The 21,875-nt window shown below is 61.5% G+C and carries 15 protein-coding genes and 1 other RNA gene; 10 read left to right on the top strand and 6 right to left on the bottom strand.

The annotated features are described in order from the left end of the window. Positions 1–4 precede the first annotated feature (4 nt). Positions 5–1,465, bottom strand: a complete 1,461-nt coding sequence (gene dacB / locus J1N02_RS05785) for a D-alanyl-D-alanine carboxypeptidase/D-alanyl-D-alanine endopeptidase (protein ID WP_027603700.1) — start codon at positions 1,463–1,465, stop codon at positions 5–7. Between the two features lie 237 nt (positions 1,466–1,702). Here dacB and J1N02_RS05780 point away from each other — a divergent pair, with 237 nt between their 5' ends. Then, positions 1,703–2,047 carry a YggL family protein gene (locus J1N02_RS05780; RefSeq protein WP_010208515.1) on the top strand — a complete coding sequence of 115 codons (345 nt, stop codon included), beginning with the start codon at positions 1,703–1,705 and terminating at the stop codon, positions 2,045–2,047. Between the two features lie 37 nt (positions 2,048–2,084). Here J1N02_RS05780 and J1N02_RS05775 read toward each other — a convergent pair whose 3' ends face one another. Beyond that, entirely contained in the window at positions 2,085–3,275 is a 1,191-nt protein-coding gene (locus J1N02_RS05775) for a benzoate/H(+) symporter BenE family transporter (protein WP_065924766.1), read from the bottom strand. Positions 3,276–3,520: 245 nt separating this feature from the next. Here J1N02_RS05775 and J1N02_RS05770 point away from each other — a divergent pair, with 245 nt between their 5' ends. Further along, positions 3,521–4,285: a GntR family transcriptional regulator gene (locus J1N02_RS05770; RefSeq protein WP_003175499.1), complete on the top strand. Its 765-nt coding sequence runs from the start codon at positions 3,521–3,523 to the stop codon at positions 4,283–4,285. A 127-nt stretch (positions 4,286–4,412) separates the two neighbouring features. Here J1N02_RS05770 and guaD read toward each other — a convergent pair whose 3' ends face one another. The 4 genes from guaD to xdhA are packed head-to-tail and all read right to left on the bottom strand — an operon-like array spanning position 4,413 to position 10,445. Then, on the bottom strand, positions 4,413–5,717 hold the full coding sequence (gene guaD, locus J1N02_RS05765; protein ID WP_368961322.1) for a guanine deaminase: 1,305 nt from the start codon (positions 5,715–5,717) through the stop codon (positions 4,413–4,415). 7 nt (positions 5,718–5,724) lie between these two features. Beyond that, positions 5,725–6,567, bottom strand: a complete 843-nt coding sequence (xdhC, locus tag J1N02_RS05760) for a xanthine dehydrogenase accessory protein XdhC (RefSeq protein ID WP_368961320.1) — start codon at positions 6,565–6,567, stop codon at positions 5,725–5,727. 37 nt (positions 6,568–6,604) lie between these two features. Next, complete coding sequence (gene xdhB, locus J1N02_RS05755) at positions 6,605–9,004, bottom strand: xanthine dehydrogenase molybdopterin binding subunit (RefSeq protein ID WP_368961318.1); 2,400 nt, start codon at positions 9,002–9,004, stop codon at positions 6,605–6,607. After that, complete coding sequence (gene xdhA / locus J1N02_RS05750; protein ID WP_368961316.1) at positions 8,997–10,445, bottom strand: xanthine dehydrogenase small subunit; 1,449 nt, start codon at positions 10,443–10,445, stop codon at positions 8,997–8,999. The genes xdhB and xdhA overlap by 8 nt, the downstream gene beginning before the upstream one ends. A 280-nt stretch (positions 10,446–10,725) precedes the next feature. Between xdhA and J1N02_RS05745 the strand changes: the two genes are divergently transcribed. The 8 genes from J1N02_RS05745 to J1N02_RS05710 all read left to right on the top strand — a co-directional run bounded on the left by J1N02_RS05745 (position 10,726) and on the right by J1N02_RS05710 (position 21,874). Continuing rightward, positions 10,726–11,385 (top strand): GntR family transcriptional regulator, encoded by a 660-nt coding sequence (locus tag J1N02_RS05745; protein ID WP_027603706.1) that lies wholly within the window; start codon positions 10,726–10,728, stop codon positions 11,383–11,385. A 2-nt stretch (positions 11,386–11,387) separates the two neighbouring features. Next, a complete protein-coding gene (gene smc / locus J1N02_RS05740; RefSeq protein WP_098478919.1) occupies positions 11,388–14,876 on the top strand; it encodes a chromosome segregation protein SMC in 3,489 nt (1,162 codons plus the stop codon). A 259-nt stretch (positions 14,877–15,135) separates the two neighbouring features. Beyond that, a complete protein-coding gene (gene zipA / locus J1N02_RS05735) occupies positions 15,136–15,999 on the top strand; it encodes a cell division protein ZipA (protein WP_027603708.1) in 864 nt (287 codons plus the stop codon). Between the two features lie 86 nt (positions 16,000–16,085). After that, complete coding sequence (gene ligA, locus J1N02_RS05730) at positions 16,086–18,452, top strand: NAD-dependent DNA ligase LigA (protein ID WP_108573734.1); 2,367 nt, start codon at positions 16,086–16,088, stop codon at positions 18,450–18,452. A 133-nt stretch (positions 18,453–18,585) separates the two neighbouring features. After that, a complete protein-coding gene (locus tag J1N02_RS05725; RefSeq protein ID WP_421147218.1) occupies positions 18,586–19,752 on the top strand; it encodes a zinc-binding metallopeptidase family protein in 1,167 nt (388 codons plus the stop codon). Between the two features lie 146 nt (positions 19,753–19,898). Then, positions 19,899–19,995, top strand: an RNA gene (gene ffs / locus J1N02_RS05720) — signal recognition particle sRNA small type. Positions 19,996–20,238: 243 nt separating this feature from the next. Next, positions 20,239–21,285 carry an N-acetylmuramidase family protein gene (locus J1N02_RS05715; RefSeq protein WP_027603711.1) on the top strand — a complete coding sequence of 349 codons (1,047 nt, stop codon included), beginning with the start codon at positions 20,239–20,241 and terminating at the stop codon, positions 21,283–21,285. 1 nt (position 21,286) lies between these two features. Continuing rightward, positions 21,287–21,874 (top strand): hypothetical protein, encoded by a 588-nt coding sequence (locus J1N02_RS05710; protein WP_027603712.1) that lies wholly within the window; start codon positions 21,287–21,289, stop codon positions 21,872–21,874. Position 21,875: the final 1 nt, after the last annotated feature.

Genomic DNA, 21,875 nt, shown 5'->3' with positions numbered 1-21,875 from the left:
GCTCCTATAGGACGGGAGCTGCCGCCGCCAGTTTTGGCTGGCGGTACAGATCCAGCAGCACCTGGTCCAGCACCGACGACGCGCCCCACGGCTTCGGATCGTTGAGGATCGCCACCACCGCCCAGGTGTTGCCATTGTTGTCGCGGCTGAACCCGGCAATGGCGCGCACGGTATTCAAGGTACCGGTCTTGACGTGGGCTTCGCCGCGCATGGCCGTGGTCTTCAGGCGTTTGCGCATGGTGCCGTCGGTGCCGGCGATCGGCATCGAGCTGATGTATTCCGCAGCGTAGGGGCTTTTCCAGGCGGCCTGCAGCATGGCGGCCATCTCGCGGGCGCTGACCCGCTCGGCACGGGACAGGCCCGAACCGTTCTCCATCACCAGGTGTGGCGCGGTGATGCCTTTCTTCGCCAGCCACTGGCGCACCACACGTTGCGCGGCCTTGGCATCGTCGCCGTCGGCATCGTTGCGAAACTGCGCGCCCAGGCTCAGGAACAACTGCTGGGCCATGGTGTTGTTACTGTATTTGTTGATGTCACGGATGATTTCCGCCAGGTCCGGCGAAAAGGCGCGGGCCAGGACCTTGGCATCCTTGGGCACCGGCGCCTGGATATCGCGGCCCTGGATGGTGCCGCCCAGTTCCTGCCAGATCGCCCGCACCGCACCGGCGGTGTAGGTGGCGTGGTCCAGCAACGACAGATAAGTCTGCGAGCTGCAGCCATCGGCCAATTGGCCGCTGACGGTGACCGTCATACTGCCATCGGCGCCTGTGACCGGGTTGTAGCGTACGTCGCCGGTGCACTGCTTGGCGTTGGAGGCCTTGACCTGGTTGTCGATGCGGATGCTGGCAATCGGCGGCTCGACCGAGACGAGCACGCGGCCCGAATCGTTACGGGTCACAAAGCGCAGGGCCTTGAGGTTGACCAGCAGGGCGTCGGGCTTGACCAGGAACGGTTTGTTCTCGTCGTTGCCGTCGTCATTGAATTCCGGCAACTGCGGCTGGTTGAAGAAACTGCGGTCCAGCACCAGGTCACCGGTGACTTGCTGCACGCCATTGGCCCGCAGGTCGCGCATCAGCAGCCAGAGTTTTTCCATATTCAGCTTGGGGTCTCCGCCGCCCTTGAGGTACAGGTTGCCGTGCAACACGCCACCGCTGAGGGTGCCGTCGGTGTAGAACTCGGTTTTCCACTGGTGGTTGGGGCCGAGCATTTCCAGGGCCGCATAGGTGGTGACCAGCTTCATGGTGGAAGCCGGGTTTACCGAGACGTCGGCGTTGAACACGGTGGGGGTGCCGGGGCCGTTCAACGGGATCATCACCAGGGACAGCGCAGTGTTTTGCAGCTTGGCTTTGGCCAGTGCCTGCTGGACGTTGGCAGGCAAGGTGTTATTGATCGGGGCCGCGGAGGTGGAAAAGGCCAGTGGCAGGAGAAAACTGGCAAGTAGCAATGGACGCAAAGATTTGATCATAAGAAATAAAACCCTACTGCTGAGGAGGGTGAAAAAGGCGAGGGGTAGATAGGAAAAATCCCTCAATGGTCATGAAAGTGTCGGCATTATGCCCCAAGGTGAAGGCACTTGTAGCTGAACGATAGCTGGTAATCGGCGTTTTTTTAACAGCAAACGGCCGCCCGTCCCAGAGAGTCGGGCAATCGTCGCCTTAAACTGCTAAAGTGCCGCCCGTTATTACTTATGAGGATTGTTCCAATGGCGACTAACCGTTCCCAGCGTCTGCGCAAAAAACTGTGCGTTGATGAATTTCAAGAGCTGGGTTTCGAACTGAACCTGGACTTCAAAGAAGGCCTGAGTGAAGAAGCTATCGACGCTTTCCTCGAAGCATTCATCAAAGAAGCCATGGAAGCCAACGGCCTGGGCTATGTCGGCGGCGACGACTACGGTCTGGTTTGCCTGCAGAAGCGTGGCTCGGTCTCCGAAGAGCAGCGTGCTGCCGTCGAAGCCTGGCTGAAAACCCGTTCCGAGCTGACCAAGGCTGAAGTCAGCCCGCTGCTGGACGTGTGGTATCCGGAAAAGCCGATCAACGCGGCTAAGTGATACTGAAAAAAACGGCGACCTGAGGGTCGCCGTTTTTTTATGCCTTGCGCCAATTCAGAATCAGCAGCGTCAACACCCCCGCCACAATCCCCCAGAACGCCGAGCCGATGGAAAACAACGTCAAGCCTGACGCGGTGACCATAAAGGTGATCAGCGCCGCTTCCCGTTCCTTCGGCTCATTCATGGCGATACTCAAGCCATTGATGATCGAGCCAAACAAGGCCAAGGCCGCAATCGACAGCACCAGTTCCTTGGGCAAGGCTGCGAACAGTGCCGCCAGTGTTGCGCCGAACACCCCGGCTATCCCGTAGAACACCCCGCACCATACGGCGGCGGTGTAGCGTTTATTACGGTCTTCATGGGCATGGGGGCCGGTGCAGATCGCTGCGCTGATCGCCGCCAGGTTGATGCCGTGGGAGCCAAAGGGCGCCAGCACCAGCGAGGCCAGGCCGGTGGCGGTGATCAGCGGCGAGGCCGGCACGTTATAGCCATCGGCCCGCAGGACGGCGACGCCGGGCATGTTCTGCGAGGTCATCGCCACCACGAACAACGGAATCCCGATGCTGATGGTTGCCGCCAGCGAGAAGTGCGGCGTCGTCCATACCGGCGTCGCCACTTCCAGGTGGAAACCGCTGAAGTCCAGCAAGCCCATCAGCCCCGACAGCAGGGTACCGATCATCAGGGCGGCCAGTACCGCGTAGCGTGGCGACAGACGCTTGATGATCAGGTAGGTGAAAAACATCCCCAGGACCAGGCCGGTGCGATGCTGCGCAGCGACGAAAATCTCGCTGCCGATCTTGAACAGGATCCCCGCCAGCAACGCGGCCGCCAACGACGCAGGGATACGCTTGACCAGTTTTTCAAAGCTGCCGGTGAGCCCGCAGAGCGTCACCAGCACCGCGCAGGTGATGTAGGCGCCGATGGCCTCGCCGTAACTCACACCGCCCAGGCTGGTGATCAACAGCGCCGCGCCGGGGGTGGACCAGGCAATGGTGATCGGCGTGCGATAGCGCAGGGACAGGCCGATGCTGCAGACCGCCATGCCGATGGAAATCGCCCAGATCCACGAAGAAATCTGCGCCGTGGTCAAGCCGGCCGCCTGGCCGGCCTGGAACATCAGCACCAGGGAGCTGGTATAGCCGGTCATCATGGCGATAAAGCCGGCGACGACGGCGGAGGCAGAAGTGTCGGCCAGCGGGCGCAAGGGCGCTTGGGTGGCGTCGGTCATGGAGAGGTGTTCCTTTTACCTGGGTGTTTGCCGGTGACGGCGCAGATTCAAGCCTAAACTCAAACGTAACGACTCATTGCAATACAGACGGCACCGCAAACAGCCGTACAGTGTGTTGGCGCAGTGGGTTGTGTACAATGTGCGCTGTTTTTAGGTGATACTTGCCAGCGACCCCGTGTTGCCGTATTACCTTAAAGTTGCCGTATTACCGTTAATTCGCCGCCGTTCTCCCTACCCGAGTGCCCATGAACGAACAGTTGCAACCTCTCAAGAAACAACCGCGAGCCGGCAAGGCCGGTCGCAGCGGAACCCAGGACGATATCGTCTACGCGCATATCTTCGAGGCGATCCTCGAGCAGCGCCTGGCACCCGGTACCAAATTGAGCGAAGAGGCACTGGGCGAAATCTTCGGCGTCAGCCGCACCATCATTCGCCGCGCGCTGTCGCGCCTGGCCCATGAAGGCGTGGTGTTGCTGCGGCCCAATCGTGGCGCGGTGGTGGCGAGCCCAAGCGTGGAAGAAGCACGCCAGGTGTTCCTGGCCCGGCGCCTGGTAGAGCGAGCGATCACCGAGCTGGCGGTGCAGCACGCCACCGCCGAGCAACTGGCCGAACTGCGCCAGATGGTCAACGACGAGCGCGACAGCTTCTCCCGCGGTGATCGCGGGGCGGGCATCCGCCTCTCCGGCGAATTCCACCTCAAGCTGGCCGAAGCCGCGAAAAACGCGCCGCTGATCAGCTTCCAGCGCAGCCTGGTGTCCCAGACCTCGTTGATCATCGCCCAGTACGAAAGCGGCAACCGCTCGCACTGTTCCTACGATGAGCACACCCAACTGATCGATGCGATCGAAGCACGGGACGCGGCGTTGGCGGTGAACTTGATGATGCATCACATGGATCATATCGACAGCAAGCTCAACCTCGACGAGGAAAGTGCGTCGGATGATTTGCATGCGGTGTTCTCGCATCTGTTGCAGACCAAGAAGCCGGGGCGTTCTTCAGTCAAGCTGTAAACCCGATTAAAAAATGTGGGAGGGGGCTTGCTCCCGATGGCAGAGTGTCAGTCACTGAATTAAGTGCCTGATCCGCCGCTATCGGGAGCAAGCCCCCTCCCACATTTGTTTTGTGTCGTGGCGCAGATCAGCGTTGGTGCACGAGTTGGCCGGCAGCGTAGGTCTGCAACACCGTCCGATCATCCCCCAGGGTCATCAACACGAACAACGTCTCGGCAATGTTATTGGCCTGCTTCAAGCGATAGCTCAGCAGCGGCGTTGCGTTGTAGTCCAGCACCAGGAAGTCTGCATCGGTGCCCGGCTGCAACGTGCCGATCTTGTCTTCCAGGCGCAGCGCCCGCGCACCGCCCAGGGTGGCCAGGTATAGCGACTTGAAGGGGCTCAACCGCGCGCCCTGCAGTTGCATGACCTTGTAGGCTTCGTTCAAGGTTTGCAGCAGCGAGAAACTGGTGCCACCACCCACATCGGTGCCCAGGCCGACATTCAGCTTGTGTTTCTCGGCCATCGGCAGGTTGAACAGGCCGCTGCCGAGGAAGAGGTTCGAGGTCGGACAGAACGCCACCGCCGACCCCGTCTCCGCCAACCGTGCGCATTCCTCATCACACAGGTGCACGCCGTGGGCAAACACCGAGCGCTCGCCCAGCAGCTGGTAGTGATCGTACACATCCAGATAGCCGTTGCGCTCCGGAAACAGCGCCTTCACCCACTCGACTTCCTGCTTGTTCTCACTGATGTGCGTCTGCATGTACAGGTCCGGGTATTCGCCCAACAGTTGTCCTGCGAGCGCCAATTGTTCCGGCGTGCTGGTCGGCGCAAAACGCGGGGTGACCGCATAGTGCAGGCGGCCCTTGCCGTGCCAGCGTTCGATCAGCGCCTTGCTTTGCTGGTAGCCGGATTCGGCGGTGTCGGTAAGGTAGTCCGGGGCGTTGCGGTCCATCATCACCTTGCCGGCGATCATGCGCAGGTCGAGTTTTTCCGCCGCTTCAAAGAATGCGTTCACCGACTGCGGATGCACGCTGCCGAACACCAGCGCGGTGGTGGTGCCGTTGCGCAGCAGTTCCTTGATAAAAATGCCTGCGACTTCTTCGGCGTGGGCCTTGTCGGCGAACTGGCTTTCGCACGGGAAGGTGTAGGTGTTGAGCCAGTCCAGCAACTGCTCGCCATACGCGCCGACCATGCCGGTTTGCGGCAGGTGGATATGGGTGTCGATCAGGCCGGGGATGATCAGCGCATCCTGGTAATGGGTGATGTCGATGTCGGCAGGCAAGCTCGGCAGCAGGTCGCCGGCATGGCCCACGGCGCTGATCCGGCCGTTTTCGATCACCAGCAGGCCGTCTTCGAAATACTCGTAGGAGGCTTCGATCCCAACTTCAGCGGGGTCGGCGATGCTGTGCAGGAGGGCGGCACGGTAGGCTTTGCGAGTCAAAGGCATGGTCGTCTCAATTGATAGCTTGGCTGCGGCGCGAGGCCGGCAGCAATTTGGCAATGGGTTCGGCGCTCGCGGTGTGCTGGCCGAAACTGGCGTTATAGGTGGCGATGATTTCGCCGGCGATGGAGATGGCGATCTCCACCGGCAACTTGCCCTTCACCTCGCTGAGGCCCATGGGGCAACGCATGCGTTGCAACTGCGCGGCGTCGAAGCCGCGATCGCGCAGGCGGTGTTCGAACTTGACGCGTTTGGTCTTGGAGCCGATCAGGCCGAAGTAGGCGAAGTCATTGCGCTTGAGCAGGGCGGCGGTGAGTTCCAGGTCCAGCGCGTGATTGTGGGTCATGACGATGCAGTAGCTGCCCACCGGCAGGTCGGCAATTTCGTCCACCGGCTCTTCGCTGATGATTTTACGCACGCCCTGGGGGATATGTTCCGGAAACTCCTGCTCGCGGGAATCGATCCAGAGTACCCGGCACGGCAGGCTCGCCAGCAACGGCACCAGCGCGCGGCCGACATGGCCGGCGCCGAACACCGCGATCTGCGCCTGCACCTGGCCCATGGGTTCGAACAGCAGCACGGTGACGCCACCGCAGCACTGGCCCAGGCTGGCGCCGAGGCTGAAGCGCTCCAGATGGGTGTTCTGCTGGCCACGCACGAGCATGTCGCGGGCGATCTGCATGGCCTTGTATTCCAGGTGCCCGCCGCCGATGGTGTCGAAGGTTTGCGCGGCACTGATCACCATCTTCGAACCGGCATTGCGCGGCGTGGAGCCGAGCTCTTCGATGATGGTCACCAGTACGCAGGGCTCACCCTGGTTTTGCAGGTCGGCGAGGGCGCTGATCCAGTTGTTCATAGTCACCTCTTGTGGTGTCTGTCAGGCCGTCATCGGTCTAGAGCGAAGCCATTTCAGTTTCAGTCTCGACAGCTGTCGCCGTCTGCAACTTGCGCATCTGCTCACACCCCCACAACACCCGCTCCGGTGTCGCCGGCGCATCGATCTTCGGCTGATGGCGATAATCAGCCAGGCTCGCCACCGCATCCTTGATCGCGCACCACGAGGCAATCCCGAGCATGAACGGTGGCTCACCCACGGCCTTGGAATGGAACACCGTGTCTTCCGGGTTCTTGCGGTTTTCCACCAGCTTCACACGCAAATCCAAAGGCATGTCGGCTACCGCCGGGATCTTGTAGCTGGCCGGGCCGCAGGTCTCTAGCTTGCCCTTGTTGTTCCACACCAGCTCTTCCATGGTCAGCCAGCCCATGCCCTGGATAAAGCCTCCTTCTACCTGGCCGATGTCGATGGCCGGGTTCAGTGAGGCGCCCACATCGTGGAGGATGTCGGTGCGCAGCATCTTGTATTCGCCGGTCAGGGTGTCGACGATCACTTCGCAGCACGCCGCGCCGAAGGCGAAGTAGTAGAACGGCCGACCGCGGGCCTGGCTGCGGTCGTAGAAGATTTTCGGGGTCTTGTAGAAGCCGGTGCTCGACAGCGAGACCTGGGCGAAATACGCCTGCTGGATCAACGCCTCGAAGGTCAGGATCTGCTCGCGCACGCGCACATGGCCGTTATGAAATTCCACATCCGCTTCGCTCACGTCGTACTTGCGCGCGGCGAATTCCACCAGGCGTTGCTTGATGGTTTCGGCGGCGTTCTGGGCGGCCTTGCCGTTCAGGTCCGCACCGCTGGACGCGGCGGTCGGCGAGGTGTTGGGCACTTTGTCGGTGTTGGTGGCGGTGATCTGCACGCGGTCGATGTCCACCTGGAACACTTCGGCCACCACTTGCGCGACCTTGGTGTTCAAGCCCTGGCCCATCTCGGTGCCGCCGTGGTTCAGGTGGATGCTGCCGTCGGTGTAGATATGGATCAGCGCGCCCGCCTGGTTCAGGAAGCTCGCCGTGAACGAGATCCCGAATTTCACCGGCGTCAGCGCCAGGCCTTTTTTCAGGATCGGGCTGTGGGCGTTGTACAGGCGGATCGCTTCGCGGCGCTCGGCGTATTGGCTGCTGGCTTCAAGTTCGGCGGTCATTTCCTCGAGCATGTTGTGCTCTACGGTCTGGTAGTAGTGGGTGACGTTGCGCTCGGTCTTGCCGTAGTAATTGGCCTTGCGCACCGCCAACGGGTCCAGCGCCAGATGGCGGGCGATGGCGTCCATCACTTCCTCGATGGCGACCATGCCTTGTGGGCCGCCGAAGCCGCGATAGGCGGTGTTGGACGCGGTGTTGGTCTTGCAGCGATGGCCGTTCACCGTGGCATCGCCCAGGTAATACGCGTTGTCGGCGTGGAACATGGCGCGGTCGACGATCGAGTTGGACAGGTCCGGCGAGCAGCCGCAGTTACCGGCCAGTTCCAGGTTGATCCCGTGCAGGCGACCGCTGTCGTCGAAGCCCACGTCGTATTCGATATAGAAGGGGTGGCGCTTGCCGGTCATCAGCATGTCTTCGACGCGCGGCAGGCGCATCTTGGTCGGCTGGCCGGTGAGGCGCGCCACCACCGCGCATAGGCACGCCGGGCTCGCCGCCTGGGTTTCCTTGCCGCCGAAACCGCCACCCATGCGGCGCATATCGACGACGATCTTGTTCATCGACACGTCCAGCACTTCGGCCACCAGCTTCTGCACTTCGGTGGGGTTCTGCGTGGAGCAATAGACGATCATGCCGCCGTCTTCGGTGGGCATTACCGAGGAAATCTGGGTTTCCAGGTAGAAGTGTTCCTGGCCGCCGATATGCAGGGTGCCCTGGAGGCGGTGCTTGGCGGTCGCCAGTGCGCCGGCCGAATCACCCCGTTGGTGGGTGTGGCTGTCGAGCACGAAGTGCTTGTTGCGAAAGGCCTCGACCACATCCAGCACGGGCTCCAGGTCTTCGTATTCGATCACGGCGGCCATCGCGGCCTTGCGTGCGGTGTCGAGGTCGCGGGCGGCCACGGCCAAAACCACCTGGCCGACGAACTGCACCGTGTCGATGGCCAGCAAGGGGTCGCCGGGCAGCAGCGGGCCGATGTCTTTCAGGCCCGGCACGTCTTCGTGGGTGATGACGATACGCACACCGTCGAAGGCGTAGCAGGGCGCGGTGTCGATGCGGATGATCCGGGCGTGGGCGCGGTCGGACATGCGTGCATACAGGTGCAACTGGTTGGGGAATTCCAGGCGGTCATCGATGTACTGCGCTTCACCGGACACGTGCTTGGCGGCGCTGTCATGCTTGACGCTGCGGCCGACTCCGGAGGTCAGGTCCTGGGCAAACAGCGCGGCCAGTTCGGCCTGGGTTTTTTCCACGGCGTGATGGTTAGACATAAGCGGTCACCCGAGTCTCGATGTGCGGCGTTTGCAGTTCGATGAAGTATTTGCGCAGCAGGTTCCGGGCGCTGAGCAGACGGTATTCCTTGCTGGCGCGGAAGTCCGACAGCGGGGTGAAATCCTCGGCGAGGGCAGCGCAGGCTTTCTCGACGGTGGCGGCGTTCCAGGTGGCGCCGACCAACATGGCTTCGCAGTTTTTCGCGCGTTTTGGCGTGGCGGCCATGCCGCCGAACGCGACGCGGGCATCACCGATCACACCGTTGTCGATCTTCAGGTTGAAGGCCGCACACACGGCGGAAATATCGTCGTCCAGGCGCTTGGAAACCTTGTAGGCACGGAACAGCGCGTGGCCCTTGGGGACGATGATTTTTTCGATGAACTCGCTGTCCTGGCGCGCCGTCACGCGGTAGTCGATGAAGTAGTCTTCCAGGGCCAGCGTACGGCGCGTGTTGCCTTTGCACAGCACGATCTGCGCCCCCAGGGCGATCAACAGCGGCGGCGAATCGCCAATCGGCGAGGCGTTGCCGATATTGCCGCCGAGGGTACCCTGGTTACGGATTTGCAGGGAGGCGAAGCGGTGCAGCAGGTCGCCGAAATCCGGGTATTCGTGGTGCAGCGCGGTGTAGCAGTCGGAGAGGGCAGTGGCGGCGCCGATTTCCAGGCGGTCGTCGAAGTCCTCGATGCGCTTCATCTCTTCAATATTGCCGACATAGATCATCACCGGCAGGGTGCGGTGAAACTGGGTGACTTCCAGCGCCAGGTCGGTGCCGCCGGCCAGCAGGCGGGCTTGCGGGTAGGCGTCGTAGAGGTCGGCCAGGTCGGCAACGGTGAGGGGCACCAGGCAGCGTTTGTCGCCGCTGTTGAGTTCACCGGTTTGGGTCGGCGCGATGGCTTTGAGGCGGGCGATGGTCTCGGCCTGGCGGTTGTCGAACTGGTCCGCCGGTTTGTTGCAGCAGGCCTGTTCGGCGGCGGCCAGGATCGGCCGATAGCCGGTGCAGCGGCACAGGTTGCCGGCCAGGGCCTCGTGGGCCTTCTGGCTGTCGGGGGCGTCGCTGTTCTTTTGCAGGGCGAACAACGACATCACAAACCCGGGGGTGCAAAAGCCGCATTGCGAACCGTGGCACTCCACCATCGCCTGTTGCACGCTGTGCAGTTGGCCCTGGTGCTTGAGGTCTTCGACGCTGATCAACTGCTTGCCGTGCAGCGACGATACAAATGTCAGGCAGGAATTGAGGCTGCGATAACGGATCTGCTCAACGCCCTGAGGGTCGGTGTGCAACTCGCCGACCACCACCGTGCACGCACCGCAGTCGCCGCTGGCGCAGCCTTCCTTGGTACCGGGTTTGCCCACATGCTCGCGCAGATAGTTGAGCACGGTCAGGTTGGGGTCCAGGGCGTGCTCGCTACGGAGTTCCTGGTTAAGTAAAAACTGGATCACGGAAGGCCTCGCAGACTCATTATTGTTGTTAACCGCTTTGCGCCGAATCTAGTCATGTCTGACTTTTCGGTCAATGATTTTCTGACCAGAAGGTCAGGAAAATGCGATCGCAACACTTTCAATTATGGTTCAGTCTTCTGAAACCGGCGTTTTTGGGGGCGTGTGGGTGTTCAGCGTTGCTTATTTCATGCCAAATTCGCCACGGTGGGCGTAGCGCCATCAGCGGGCCAATGCGCTACACTGCCGCGCTTGTACCGATAGACGATTTTGAAGGGAAAACATGACGTTCAAGGCGCCGGACAGTCTCGCCGAGCAAATCGCTCACCACCTCGCCGAACGTATCATTCGCGGCGATCTCAAGCCTGGAGAGCGGATCCAGGAACAGAAAGTCACGCTGGCGCTCAATGTCAGCCGTGGCTCCGTGCGTGAAGCTTTACTGATCCTCGAACGCCGCCACCTGATCGCGATCCTGCCGCGCCGTGGCGCCCATGTGACCGAGCTCACGGCGCACAAGGTGCAGAGCCTGTGCACGCTGATGAGTGAGCTGTATATCCTGCTTGGCAATGCGGTCGCCCAGGGCTGGCAGACCCAGGCCGACATGGCGCCGTTCGTCCAGATCCAGCAGCGCCTGGTGAGCAATTTCGAGCGCCAGGACATCCGCGCCTTTGTCGAAGAATGCTTCAATGTGATGCGCGCCGCGTACCCCTTTGCCAACAACCCGTATTTGCAGGAAACCGTCGAAAACCTGCAGCCGGCGATGAACCGTGCCTATTACCTGGCCCTGGATCAGCGCAAGGCGTCCATGAGCGAGTACCTGGCGCTGTTCGAGCAACTGCTCGCCGCCGTACTCGCCCGTGACCTGGAGCAGATCCGCCAGGTGCTGTCGGCCTACTGCCAGCGCAGCAGCTCGCTGGTCATCGCTGCGTTGGCGGACGCCTAAACGTGCGGCTCAAGTGCATCAAACTGGCGGGGTTCAAATCCTTCGTCGACCCGACCACGGTGAACTTCCCCAGTAACATGGCGGCAGTGGTCGGGCCCAATGGCTGCGGCAAGTCGAACATCATCGACGCCGTACGCTGGGTGATGGGCGAGAGCTCGGCAAAAAACCTGCGTGGCGAGTCGATGACCGACGTCATCTTCAACGGCTCCACCAGCCGCAAGCCGGTGAGCCAGGCGAGCATCGAACTGGTGTTCGACAACTCCGATGGCACCCTGGTCGGCGAGTACGCGGCCTACGCGGAAATCTCGATCCGCCGCAAAGTGACGCGCGACAGCCAGAACAGTTACTTCCTCAACGGCACCAAGTGCCGACGCCGGGACATTACCGACATCTTCCTCGGTACCGGCCTGGGCCCACGCAGCTATTCGATCATCGAACAGGGCATGATCTCCAAGCTGATCGAAGCCAAGCCCGAAGACCTGCGCAACTTTATCGAGGAAGCGGCCGGCATCTCCAAGTACAAGGAGCGCCGCCGCGAGACCGAAAACCGTATCCGCCGCACCCATGAAAACCTCGCCCGCCTCACCGACCTGCGCGAAGAGCTGGAGCGCCAGTTGGAGCGCCTGCACCGCCAGGCCCAGGCGGCCGAGAAGTATCAGGAATACAAGGGCGAAGAGCGTCAGCTCAAGGCGCAACTGTCGGCCCTGCGCTGGCAGGCGTTGAACGATCAGGTGGGTCAGCGCGAAGCGATCATCGGCACCCAGGAAATCAGCTTTGAAGCGCTGGTGGCCGAGCAGCGCAATGCCGACGCCGCCATCGAGCGCCTGCGCGACGGGCACCATGACCTGTCCGAACGCTTCAATCTGGTGCAGGGCCGCTTCTATTCGGTGGGCGGTGATATCGCCCGGGTCGAGCAAAGCATCCAGCACGGCCAGCAGCGCCTGCGTCAGTTGCAGGATGACTTGAAGGAAGCGGAACGCGCGCGCCTGGAAACCGAATCCCATTTGGGCCACGACCGCACCTTGCTGCTGACGTTGGGCGAAGAGCTGGACATGCTCACCCCCGAGCAGGACATCACCAACGCCGCCGCCGAAGAGGCCGCCGCTGCGCTGGAAGAATCCGAAACCACCATGCACGGCTGGCAGGAGCAGTGGGACGCCTTCAACCTGCAATCCGCCGAACCGCGGCGCCAGGCCGAGGTGCAGCAGTCGCGCATCCAGCAACTGGAAACCAGCATGGAACGCCTGGCCGAGCGCCAGCGTCGCCTGCAGGAAGAGCGCGTGCTGCTTGCCGCCGACCCGGAAGACGCGGCGATCATGGAGCTCAGCGAGCAACTGGCCGAAAGCGAGATGACGCTGGAAGAGCTGGAAGCCAGCGAAGAACAACAAGTGGAGCGCCTGGAGCAATTGCGTCAGCAACTGCAACAGGCGACCCAGGCCCAGCAGCAGGCCCAGGGTGATTTGCAGCGGCTTAACGGCCGCCTGGCGTCCCTTGAAGCCTTGCAGCAAGCGGCATTGGACCCAGGCACCGGCACCGCCGAATGGCTGCGTGACCAGCACCTGGCCGAGCGTCCGCGCTTGGCCGAAGGCTTGAAAGTTGAAGCCGGTTGGGAGCTGGCGGTAGAGACCGTTCTAGGCGCCGACCTGCAAGCCGTACTGGTGGATGATTTTGGCGGCTTCGACCTGGCCGGCTTCGCCCAGGGCGATCTGCGTCTGCTCAGCCCCGCCGCTGATGGCACGCGAGTGCCGGGCAGCCTGCTGGACAAGGTCGAAGCGGCGATTGACCTGTCGCCGTGGCTGGGCCAGGTCAAGCCGGTGGAGTCCCTGGAACAGGCCCTGGCCCAGCGCGGTCAACTGGCGGGCGGCGAAAGCCTGATCAGCCGCGACGGTTACTGGGTCGGCCGCCACTTCCTGCGGGTGCGCCGCGCCAGTGAAGCGGAAAGCGGCGTTCTGGCCCGCGGCCAGGAAATCGTCAACCTGATCGCCGAGCGTGAAGAGCGCGAAGCCACCCTGGAAAGCCTCGAAACCGAACTGCAAACCCTGCGCGCCACCCAGCGCCAGCAAGAGACCGGCCGCGAACACCTGCGGCGCCTGTTGCAGGACGAAGCGCGCCAGCAAGGCGAATTGAAAGCCCAGCTTTCCGCGAGCAAGGCCAAGGCCGAGCAACTGACCCTGCGCCGCACCCGCCTCGACGAAGAAGTGGCCGAGATGGGCGAACAGCGCGCCCTCGAACACGAACAGATCGGCGAAGCGCGCCTGCAATTGCAGGAAGCCCTCGACAGCATGGCCCTGGACACCGAGCAGCGCGAATTGCTGCTGGCTCAGCGTGACAGCCTGCGCGAGCGCCTTGATCGTGTGCGCCAGGAAGCCCGCCAGCACAAGGACCACGCCCATCAGTTGGCCGTGCGCCTGGGTTCGCTCAAGGCCCAGCACGCGTCCACGGCCCAGGCCCTTGAGCGCCTGGAGATGCAGTCCGAACGCCTGACCGAAAAGCGCGAGCAACTGAGCCTCAACCTGGAGGAGGGCGAAGCACCGCTGGAAGAGCTGCGCCTCAAGCTTGAAGAGTTGCTCGACAAGCGCATGACCGTCGACGAAGAACTCAAGACCGCGCAGATCGCCCTGGAAGACGCCGACCGCGAACTGCGCGACGCAGAAAAACGCCGGACCCAGGCCGAGCAGCAATCCCAGCTGATTCGCGGCCAGCTCGAACAACAGCGCATGGAATGGCAAGCCCTGACCGTGCGCCGCAAGGCCCTGCAAGACCAATTGCTCGAAGACGGCTACGACTTGCATGGCGTGCTCAATACCTTGACCGCCCAGGCCAACGAGAAAGAAGCCGAGGAAGAACTTGAACGGATTGCCGCACGTATCCAGCGACTGGGCGCGATCAACCTCGCGGCCATCGATGAATACCAGCAGCAGTCCGAGCGCAAACGTTATCTGGATGCCCAGGACGCCGACCTGGTGGAAGCCCTGGACACCCTGGAAAACGTGATCCGCAAGATCGACAAGGAAACCCGTAACCGCTTCAAAGATACCTTTGATCAGATTAATGGCGGTTTACAGGCGTTATTCCCGAAAGTTTTCGGTGGTGGCAGCGCTTACTTGGAACTGACGGGCGAAGATCTACTCGATACAGGGGTAACGATCATGGCGCGGCCTCCGGGCAAGAAGAACAGCACCATCCATTTGTTGTCCGGCGGCGAAAAAGCCCTGACCGCGTTGGCCCTGGTGTTTGCCATCTTCAAGTTGAACCCGGCGCCGTTCTGCATGCTCGATGAAGTTGACGCCCCATTGGATGACGCTAACGTTGGACGCTATGCGCGACTGGTCAAGGAGATGTCCCAGACGGTGCAGTTCATCTATATCACCCACAACAAGATCGCCATGGAAATGGCTGATCAGTTGATGGGGGTGACAATGCATGAACCGGGTTGTTCACGTTTGGTCGCGGTGGATGTCGAAGAAGCGATGGCGATGGTGGAATCCTGAGCTGCGCCATGAGCGAAAGTTTTCAGCGCGATGTCAGGTGATTTACCGGCCTGGTGAAAGTGGCAAATGGACATATTTGTTCAAGGCATTTTGACAGACGGTGTAAAGTTATCTTTGGTCGTGCTAGTTTAATGTCAATTTTTCGTGTGCGTGGGCAAAACGTCAGTCAGAACATAGAGTTGGCGCCACGTTTTAAAGCGGTTTGCACGGTGCTAAACCCCTTATTTTTCAGCATTTTTTATTAGAGGCACGGGATTACATGGAAATCGGTCTGCGCGAGTGGCTGATCGTCATCGGCATTATTGTCATTGCCGGTATTCTTTTTGATGGCTGGCGCCGCATGCGCGGTGGCAAGGGCAAGCTCAAATTCCGCCTGGACCGCAACCTGTCCAACTTGCCCGACGACGACGGCAGCGCCGAGCTGCTGGGGCCGCCCCGTGTGCTGGATACCCATAAGGAACCGCAACTGGACGAGCATGACCTGCCGTCGATGAGTGCACCGGTGCGTGAAGCCCGCGAGCCCTCTTCCAAGCGTGGCAAGCGCGCCAGTGCAGCTGTTGCCGAACCCCATCAGGGTGACCTGAACCTCGATGTCGATGAAGGCCCGAGCTTCAGCAGCCGTGATGACGATTTCCCGGATGAAAACGCCGGCAAGAATGCGCCGCGTCAATCCGTCAACGATCAGCCTGCCGCCGAAGAAGTGCTGGTGATCAGCGTGATCTGCCGCGACGCCGCCGGCTTCAAGGGCCCGGCCCTGTTGCAGAACATCCTCGAAAGCGGCCTGCGCTTTGGCGAGATGGATATTTTCCACCGCCACGAAAGCATGGCCGGCAACGGCGAAGTGCTGTTCTCCATGGCTAACGCGGTCAAGCCAGGCACTTTCGACCTGGACGACATCGACCTGTTCAGCACCCCTGCGGTGAGCTTCTTCCTCGGCCTGCCGGGCCCGCGTCACCCGAAACAAGCCTTCGACGTAATGGTGGCCGCTGCCCGCAAGCTGTCCCAGGAACTCAACGGCGAGCTCAAGGACGACCAACGCAGCGTCCTGACCGCCCAGACCATCGAACACTACCGTCAGCGCATCGTCGAGTTCGAGCGTCGCGCCCTGACACAGAAACGCTGAGGATTGGTTTCCAGCGTTGTCATTAGAATAAGCGCACCAACATTTGAGCAGCTTCGGCTGCTCTTTTGCTTTATGAGAGAACACCCATGACCGCCGCCCACACCCGCATCCTCGAACTGCGCGCTGAACTGGATCAGCACAACTACCGTTACCACGTGCTTGATGAGCCGAGCATTCCGGACGCCGAGTACGACCGCCTGTTCCACGAGCTCAAGGCCCTGGAGGCCGAGCATCCGGAGCTGGTGACGCGGGATTCGCCGACGCAGCGGGTCGGCAGTGCGGCATTGTCAGCCTTCACCCAGGTGCGTCACGAGATCCCCATGCTCAGCCTGGGCAATGCGTTTGATGAAACCACCATGCTGGAATTTGATCGCCGGGTCACCGAGGGGCTCGACCTGCCCGTGGGTGATCTGTTCGGCGGTGGCGCGGCGGTGGAATACAGCTGTGAGCCGAAGCTGGATGGCCTGGCGGTCAGCCTGCTTTACCAGGATGGCGAATTGGTACGCGGCGCCACCCGTGGCGACGGCACCACCGGCGAGGACATCAGCGTCAACGTGCGCACCGTGCGCAATATCCCGTTGAAACTGCACGGCAGCGGCTGGCCGGCGACCCTGGAAGTGCGCGGCGAAGTGTTCATGTCCAAGGCCGGTTTCGAGCGGCTCAACGCCTCGCAACTGGAAGTCGGCGGCAAGACCTTCGCCAACCCGCGTAATGCGGCAGCGGGCAGCTTGCGTCAGCTGGATTCGAAGATCACCGCCAGTCGTCCGCTGGAGTTCTGCTGCTACGGCATCGGCCAGGTAACCGGGGATATCAGCGACACCCATATCGGTAACTTGAAGCAACTGCAGAAGTGGGGCATGCCCATCAGCCATGAGCTGAAACTGGCCAAGGGCATCCAGGAGTGCTTGGACTATTACCGCGATATCGGCGAGCGACGTAACAGCCTGCCCTATGAAATCGACGGCGTGGTGTTCAAGGTCAACAGCATCGCCTCCCAGCGTGAACTGGGCTTTCGCGCCCGCGAGCCGCGCTGGGCCATCGCGCACAAGTTCCCGGCCATGGAAGAACTCACCGAGTTGCTCGACGTTGAGTTCCAGGTCGGCCGCACCGGCGCCGTAACCCCAGTGGCGCGCTTGAAACCGGTCAAGGTCGCGGGCGTCACCGTGTCCAACGCCACCCTGCACAACATGGATGAAGTCGCGCGTCTGGGCTTGATGATCGGCGATACCGTGATTATCCGCCGTGCCGGGGATGTGATCCCGCAGGTCGTCTCCGTGGTCACCGAGCGCCGCCCGGAACACGCCCGCGCGGTGCAGATCCCCGAAAGCTGCCCGGTGTGCGGCTCCCATGTGGAGCGCACCCAGCTGGTCAAGCGCAGCAAGGGCAAGGAAACCGTCAGCGAAGGCGCGGTGTACCGCTGCGTCGGGCGCCTGGCCTGTGGTGCCCAGCTCAAGCAGGCGATTATCCATTTCGTCTCGCGCCGGGCCATGGACATCGACGGGCTCGGTGACAAAACCATCGAGCAACTGGTGGATGAAAAACTCATCGGTTCGCCGGCCGACCTCTACAAGCTTAAATACGAGCAGATCATCGACCTGGAAGGCTTTGCCGATATTTCCAGCAAGAAGCTGATCACCGCCATCGAAAACAGCAAGACCCCGACCCTGGCGCGCTTTATCTACGCCCTGGGCATTCCCGATGTGGGCGAAGAGACGGCCAAGGTGCTGGCGCGCTCCCTGGCGTCCCTTGAGCGCGTGCAGAAGGCCTTGCCGGAAGTGTTGACGTACCTGCCGGATGTGGGCCTGGAAGTGGCCCATGAGATCCACAGCTTCTTCGAAGACAGCCACAACCAGGACGTGATCGGCGCGTTGCTGTCGCCTGATGAATGCGGCCTGCAATTGCAGGATCAGGGCGAGCTGAGCGCCGAGTTCGCCGCCAGTACCACCTTGGGCGGCTTCCTCGACAAGCTGCACGTACCCTCCGTCGGCCCCGGCGCCGCGCAGAAACTTGCGGACAAGTTCGGCAGCCTGGAAGGTGTGATCAAGGCGGACTGGCTCGACATGCGCCAGGCGCTGCCGGAGAAGCAGGCCAATGCCGTGCGCGAGTTTTTCGATAACCCGGACAACGCCAGCCATGCCCTGGCCATCGAGCAGCAGCTCAAGGACTTCGGCATGCACTGGCAGAGCGAGAAGAAGGTGGTCGAAGGCCTGCCCGAAGCAGGGCATACCTGGGTGCTCACCGGCTCCCTGGAGCTGATGAGTCGCGACGTGGCCAAGGACAAGCTCGAAAGCCTCGGCGCCAAGGTGGCCGGTTCCGTGTCGGCAAAGACCCATTGCGTCGTGGCCGGGCCGGGTGCCGGCTCCAAGTTGGCCAAGGCCAGCGAACTGGGGTTGAAGGTGCTGGACGAAGAGGCCTTTGTCGCGTTCCTTGCCAAGCACAACATTTCGGTCTGACGCGGCGCCGGTGGTGAGCGGGCTTGTCGAATCGTCGCACCGCCCGCGCCAGGCTGCGGAGCCGCCCTTGAAGAAAGTGGAACGATCCTGAGTCCCAGATGATCTAGTCTCAGTCACCCAGGGAGAGATCGCCATGTTCCGCTACTTCGAGCAACTCAGTTCGCGCATCGCCGCACCGTTCATGGCCGAAACCTCGCGCAACGGCAAGGTGTGGCAGTGCCGGTGCGGGCAAGCGCTGTTCTTTCGCAACAGCCAATGCCTGGCCTGCCACGCGGTGCTGGGCTATCAACCGCAGCAAAGCCGCTTGTCCTCCCTGCAGCCGGGGCCTGTGGAAGGCACCTGGCTACAGGACGACAACCTCGACGCCGGCGCCTTCCGCCGCTGCGCCAACCTCGACACCGCGGCGGCCTGCAACTGGCTGATTCCCGCCCACAGCACCGCACCGTTGTGTGTGGCGTGCAGCCTCAACCGCACCATCCCCGACCTGTCGATCCCGGAGAACCCCGAGCGCTGGCGCAAGGTGGAGACCGCCAAGCGTCGGCTGGTAGCACAGTTGATCAGCCTGGGCCTGCAAGTGGTGCCCAAGAGCGTCGACGAGGACAGCGGCCTGGCGTTCGACTTTGTCGGCATCGACCTGGAAGGCAACGCGCCCATGACCGGGCATGCCAACGGCCTGATCACCCTCGACATCAAGGAAGCCGACGACGCCCACCGCGAAAAAATCCGCGTGCAGATGCGCGAACCCTATCGCACCTTGCTGGGCCACTTTCGCCATGAGGTCGGTCACTATTACTGGGATCGCCTGATCGCCAACAGCCACTGGCTGGAGCCTTTTCGCAACCTGTTCGGCGACGAACGCGCCAGTTACGCCGACGCCCTCGATCAGCACTACCAGAACGGCCCCCGCCCCGACTGGCAGCAAACCTGCGTCAGTGCCTACGCCACCATGCACCCCTGGGAAGACTGGGCCGAAACCTGGGCCCACTACCTGCACATGATGGACGCCGTCGACACCGCCCTGGGCTTTGGCATGAGCGCCCGTGAGATGGACCTGGATTACCAGCCATTCCCACTCACCACTCTCTACGACCCCGAACATCCCGGCGGCGTGGCATTCCTGTCCTTCGTCAACGCCTGGATCGAACTGGCGGGCATGCTCAATGAACTGTCCCGCGCCATGGGCCAGCCGGACTTCTACCCATTCGTGCTGCCACCGGCGGTGATCGCCAAGCTGCACTTCATCCACCTGGTGATCCAGGAAGAGGGTGGCCGGGCGGACGAGGTGTTGCAGGCACAATGATGAACCCCTGTGGGAGGGGATGCTGACGGCCATGGCAAGTGCTTGAACCTCTTCATATTTTTAATCCGTCGCCAACGGTTGTAACTTCCGATGAGATCGGTACAATGGCCCCGCTTGCCGAGAGGCCAGCGTCGTTATGGTGACCCCATCGGTCCCCCCGCAACGATTACCCGTGAACCTGGTCAGAGCCGGAAGGCAGCAGCCACAGCGGGAACATTGTGTGCCGGGGTGTGGCTGGTGGGGTTGCCTCCATAGCGCTCTTTCTTGCAGTCCCCCTTCTATTCAAATCCAAATGACCTGTTTTCAGTCAACTGCCGATGTTTTATTGCGCGGTCGATGATGGTTGTTTCACAACTTTCCAACACCCCTCTGGACAACCCCAAACTGCCTTGTTAGTTTCCGCCGGCCACTTGTTACAGAGTATGACGAGGGCGCCGACTTGATATTGAAGTGCTATCACTTCTTTAACTAACAAGGATGTCTTTGATGAAAAGCCTGCAAGGGTTACCCCGTCTTATCAGTGCTTCGGTAGGTGCGCCGGGTAAAGCCCGCAACTTGCCCGCCGATGTGCAGTGCATCCAGTATTTATTCAATCTGATCATTCCCAAGATGGGTTTCCCGCTGGCCGAAAACGGCAAGTGCGATGGCCAGTTGGTGCAGTGCATCAGCCAATACCAGTTTCGCCACCTCAAGTATGCCCATCCCGATGGTGTGGTCGACCCCACCGGTCGTACGTTCAACAGCCTGATCGAAGAAGCGGTGAAGGTGCCGGTGAAGGCCTTTCCGACGATGCGCATCCCGAGTTTTCTCAATGCATTCGGCAACAACCAGGGCGATGCGGTGCAGGCCACGGTCAATGTGTACCTGGACCGCATGCGCGCGATGATCGAGGCCGAGCGGCGTAACCGGCAATTGATGCTCCAGGCCACGTGCGACGGGGGCATGACCCTCAGTGAAACGGATTTCCAGAATGCTGCCACGCAATTGGGCAGCGGTATTTCGGTGAATATCATCAAGGCCTTCGCCACCGTGGAATCAGGTGGGCGTTCCGGGTTCGGGCCGGCCAAGTTGCCGGTGATCGCGTTTGAAGGGCACTTGTTTCGCAAGTACACCAAGCACATCTACGACCAGGCGCACCCGCTGCTGTCCTACCCCTACAAGAAAAAGGCCGGGCCGCAGTGGCAGGCCAATAACAAGGACCAGGCCAAGGCTTGGGAAACCATGGCCACCGCTTTTGGCCTGGACCAGGAAGCGGCCCTCATGTCGGCGTCGTGGGGCATGTTCCAGATCATGGGCTTTAACTTTGCCTCGTGCGGCTACAAGACGGTGTTTGAGTTTTCGGCAGCACTAAAGGTGAATGCCGGTAACCAACTAAAAGCCTTCCTCGGTTTTTGCAGCAAGAGCCCGGCATTGATGAAGGCCATGAAAGCCAAGGATTTTACCGGCATGGCACGTAACTATAACGGCGAGGACTACGGCAACTACGACGTCCTTATGCAAAAAGCCTACGAAAAACTTGAAGGGAAAAAATAGGATGATCCGTTTTCTAGCGATAGGTGTGTTGTCGTTGTGCGCCGTGGGCCCTGCCTTGGCCGGTTCGGCCGCGTTGCATTCGGGCAAGTACGAAGGGCTGATGCTGGCAGTGACGCCGGAGCATCAGGTCGAAGGGTTCTATTCGGAAGCCATGGGCGAGGGCGTCACCCGCCGTTGCGCGTTTTACCTGCAAGGTAAGCCTGAGGCGCTCACCACGTGGCTTGACGAGGCTCATCCCGGCAGCCTGGCGCCTTCGACCGATGGCGTGACCCTGACGGTGGAAGAGGGCCGCCAGCACCCCGGCTGCCTGAACGTACTGATGCCGGAGATTGCCACCGGCCTGGACCTGACCCAGACCGCCAGCAAACAATGGATCGGCCTGGTGACGGTATCCGCCGACAAGGCTTACCTGCTGAAAACCCCAGGCGCCAAGGCCGCCAAGCGTCCGTATATCGTCAAGCGCGATGTGGTCGGTGTGCTGGCCTTCAAGGACGGTTGGGCCCAGGTCGAGTTTATCAATGACGACGACCGCTCGTTCAGTGGCTGGATCAGCCAGGATCAATACAGTCGACTGGTCGCGCCCAACTGAG

It is taken from the genome of Pseudomonas sp. NFX5 (assembly GCF_049132125.1).
Taxonomy (GTDB): Bacteria; Pseudomonadota; Gammaproteobacteria; order Pseudomonadales; family Pseudomonadaceae; genus Aquipseudomonas; species Aquipseudomonas marginalis.
This window is presented reverse-complemented; position numbering and strand designations above follow the sequence as displayed.

Excerpts from the sequence above, each read along its gene's own strand:
- dacB (WP_027603700.1), bottom strand. The coding sequence starts at position 1,465 with ATGATCAAATCTTTGCGTCCATTGCTACTTGCCAGTTTTCTCCTGCCA.
- J1N02_RS05780 (WP_010208515.1), top strand. The coding sequence starts at position 1,703 with ATGGCGACTAACCGTTCCCAGCGTCTGCGCAAAAAACTGTGCGTTGAT.
- J1N02_RS05775 (WP_065924766.1), bottom strand. The coding sequence starts at position 3,275 with ATGACCGACGCCACCCAAGCGCCCTTGCGCCCGCTGGCCGACACTTCT.
- J1N02_RS05770 (WP_003175499.1), top strand. The coding sequence starts at position 3,521 with ATGAACGAACAGTTGCAACCTCTCAAGAAACAACCGCGAGCCGGCAAG.
- guaD (WP_368961322.1), bottom strand. The coding sequence starts at position 5,717 with ATGCCTTTGACTCGCAAAGCCTACCGTGCCGCCCTCCTGCACAGCATC.
- xdhC (WP_368961320.1), bottom strand. The coding sequence starts at position 6,567 with ATGAACAACTGGATCAGCGCCCTCGCCGACCTGCAAAACCAGGGTGAG.
- xdhB (WP_368961318.1), bottom strand. The coding sequence starts at position 9,004 with ATGTCTAACCATCACGCCGTGGAAAAAACCCAGGCCGAACTGGCCGCG.
- J1N02_RS05745 (WP_027603706.1), top strand. The coding sequence starts at position 10,726 with ATGACGTTCAAGGCGCCGGACAGTCTCGCCGAGCAAATCGCTCACCAC.
- zipA (WP_027603708.1), top strand. The coding sequence starts at position 15,136 with ATGGAAATCGGTCTGCGCGAGTGGCTGATCGTCATCGGCATTATTGTC.
- ligA (WP_108573734.1), top strand. The coding sequence starts at position 16,086 with ATGACCGCCGCCCACACCCGCATCCTCGAACTGCGCGCTGAACTGGAT.
- J1N02_RS05725 (WP_421147218.1), top strand. The coding sequence starts at position 18,586 with ATGTTCCGCTACTTCGAGCAACTCAGTTCGCGCATCGCCGCACCGTTC.
- J1N02_RS05715 (WP_027603711.1), top strand. The coding sequence starts at position 20,239 with ATGAAAAGCCTGCAAGGGTTACCCCGTCTTATCAGTGCTTCGGTAGGT.
- J1N02_RS05710 (WP_027603712.1), top strand. The coding sequence starts at position 21,287 with ATGATCCGTTTTCTAGCGATAGGTGTGTTGTCGTTGTGCGCCGTGGGC.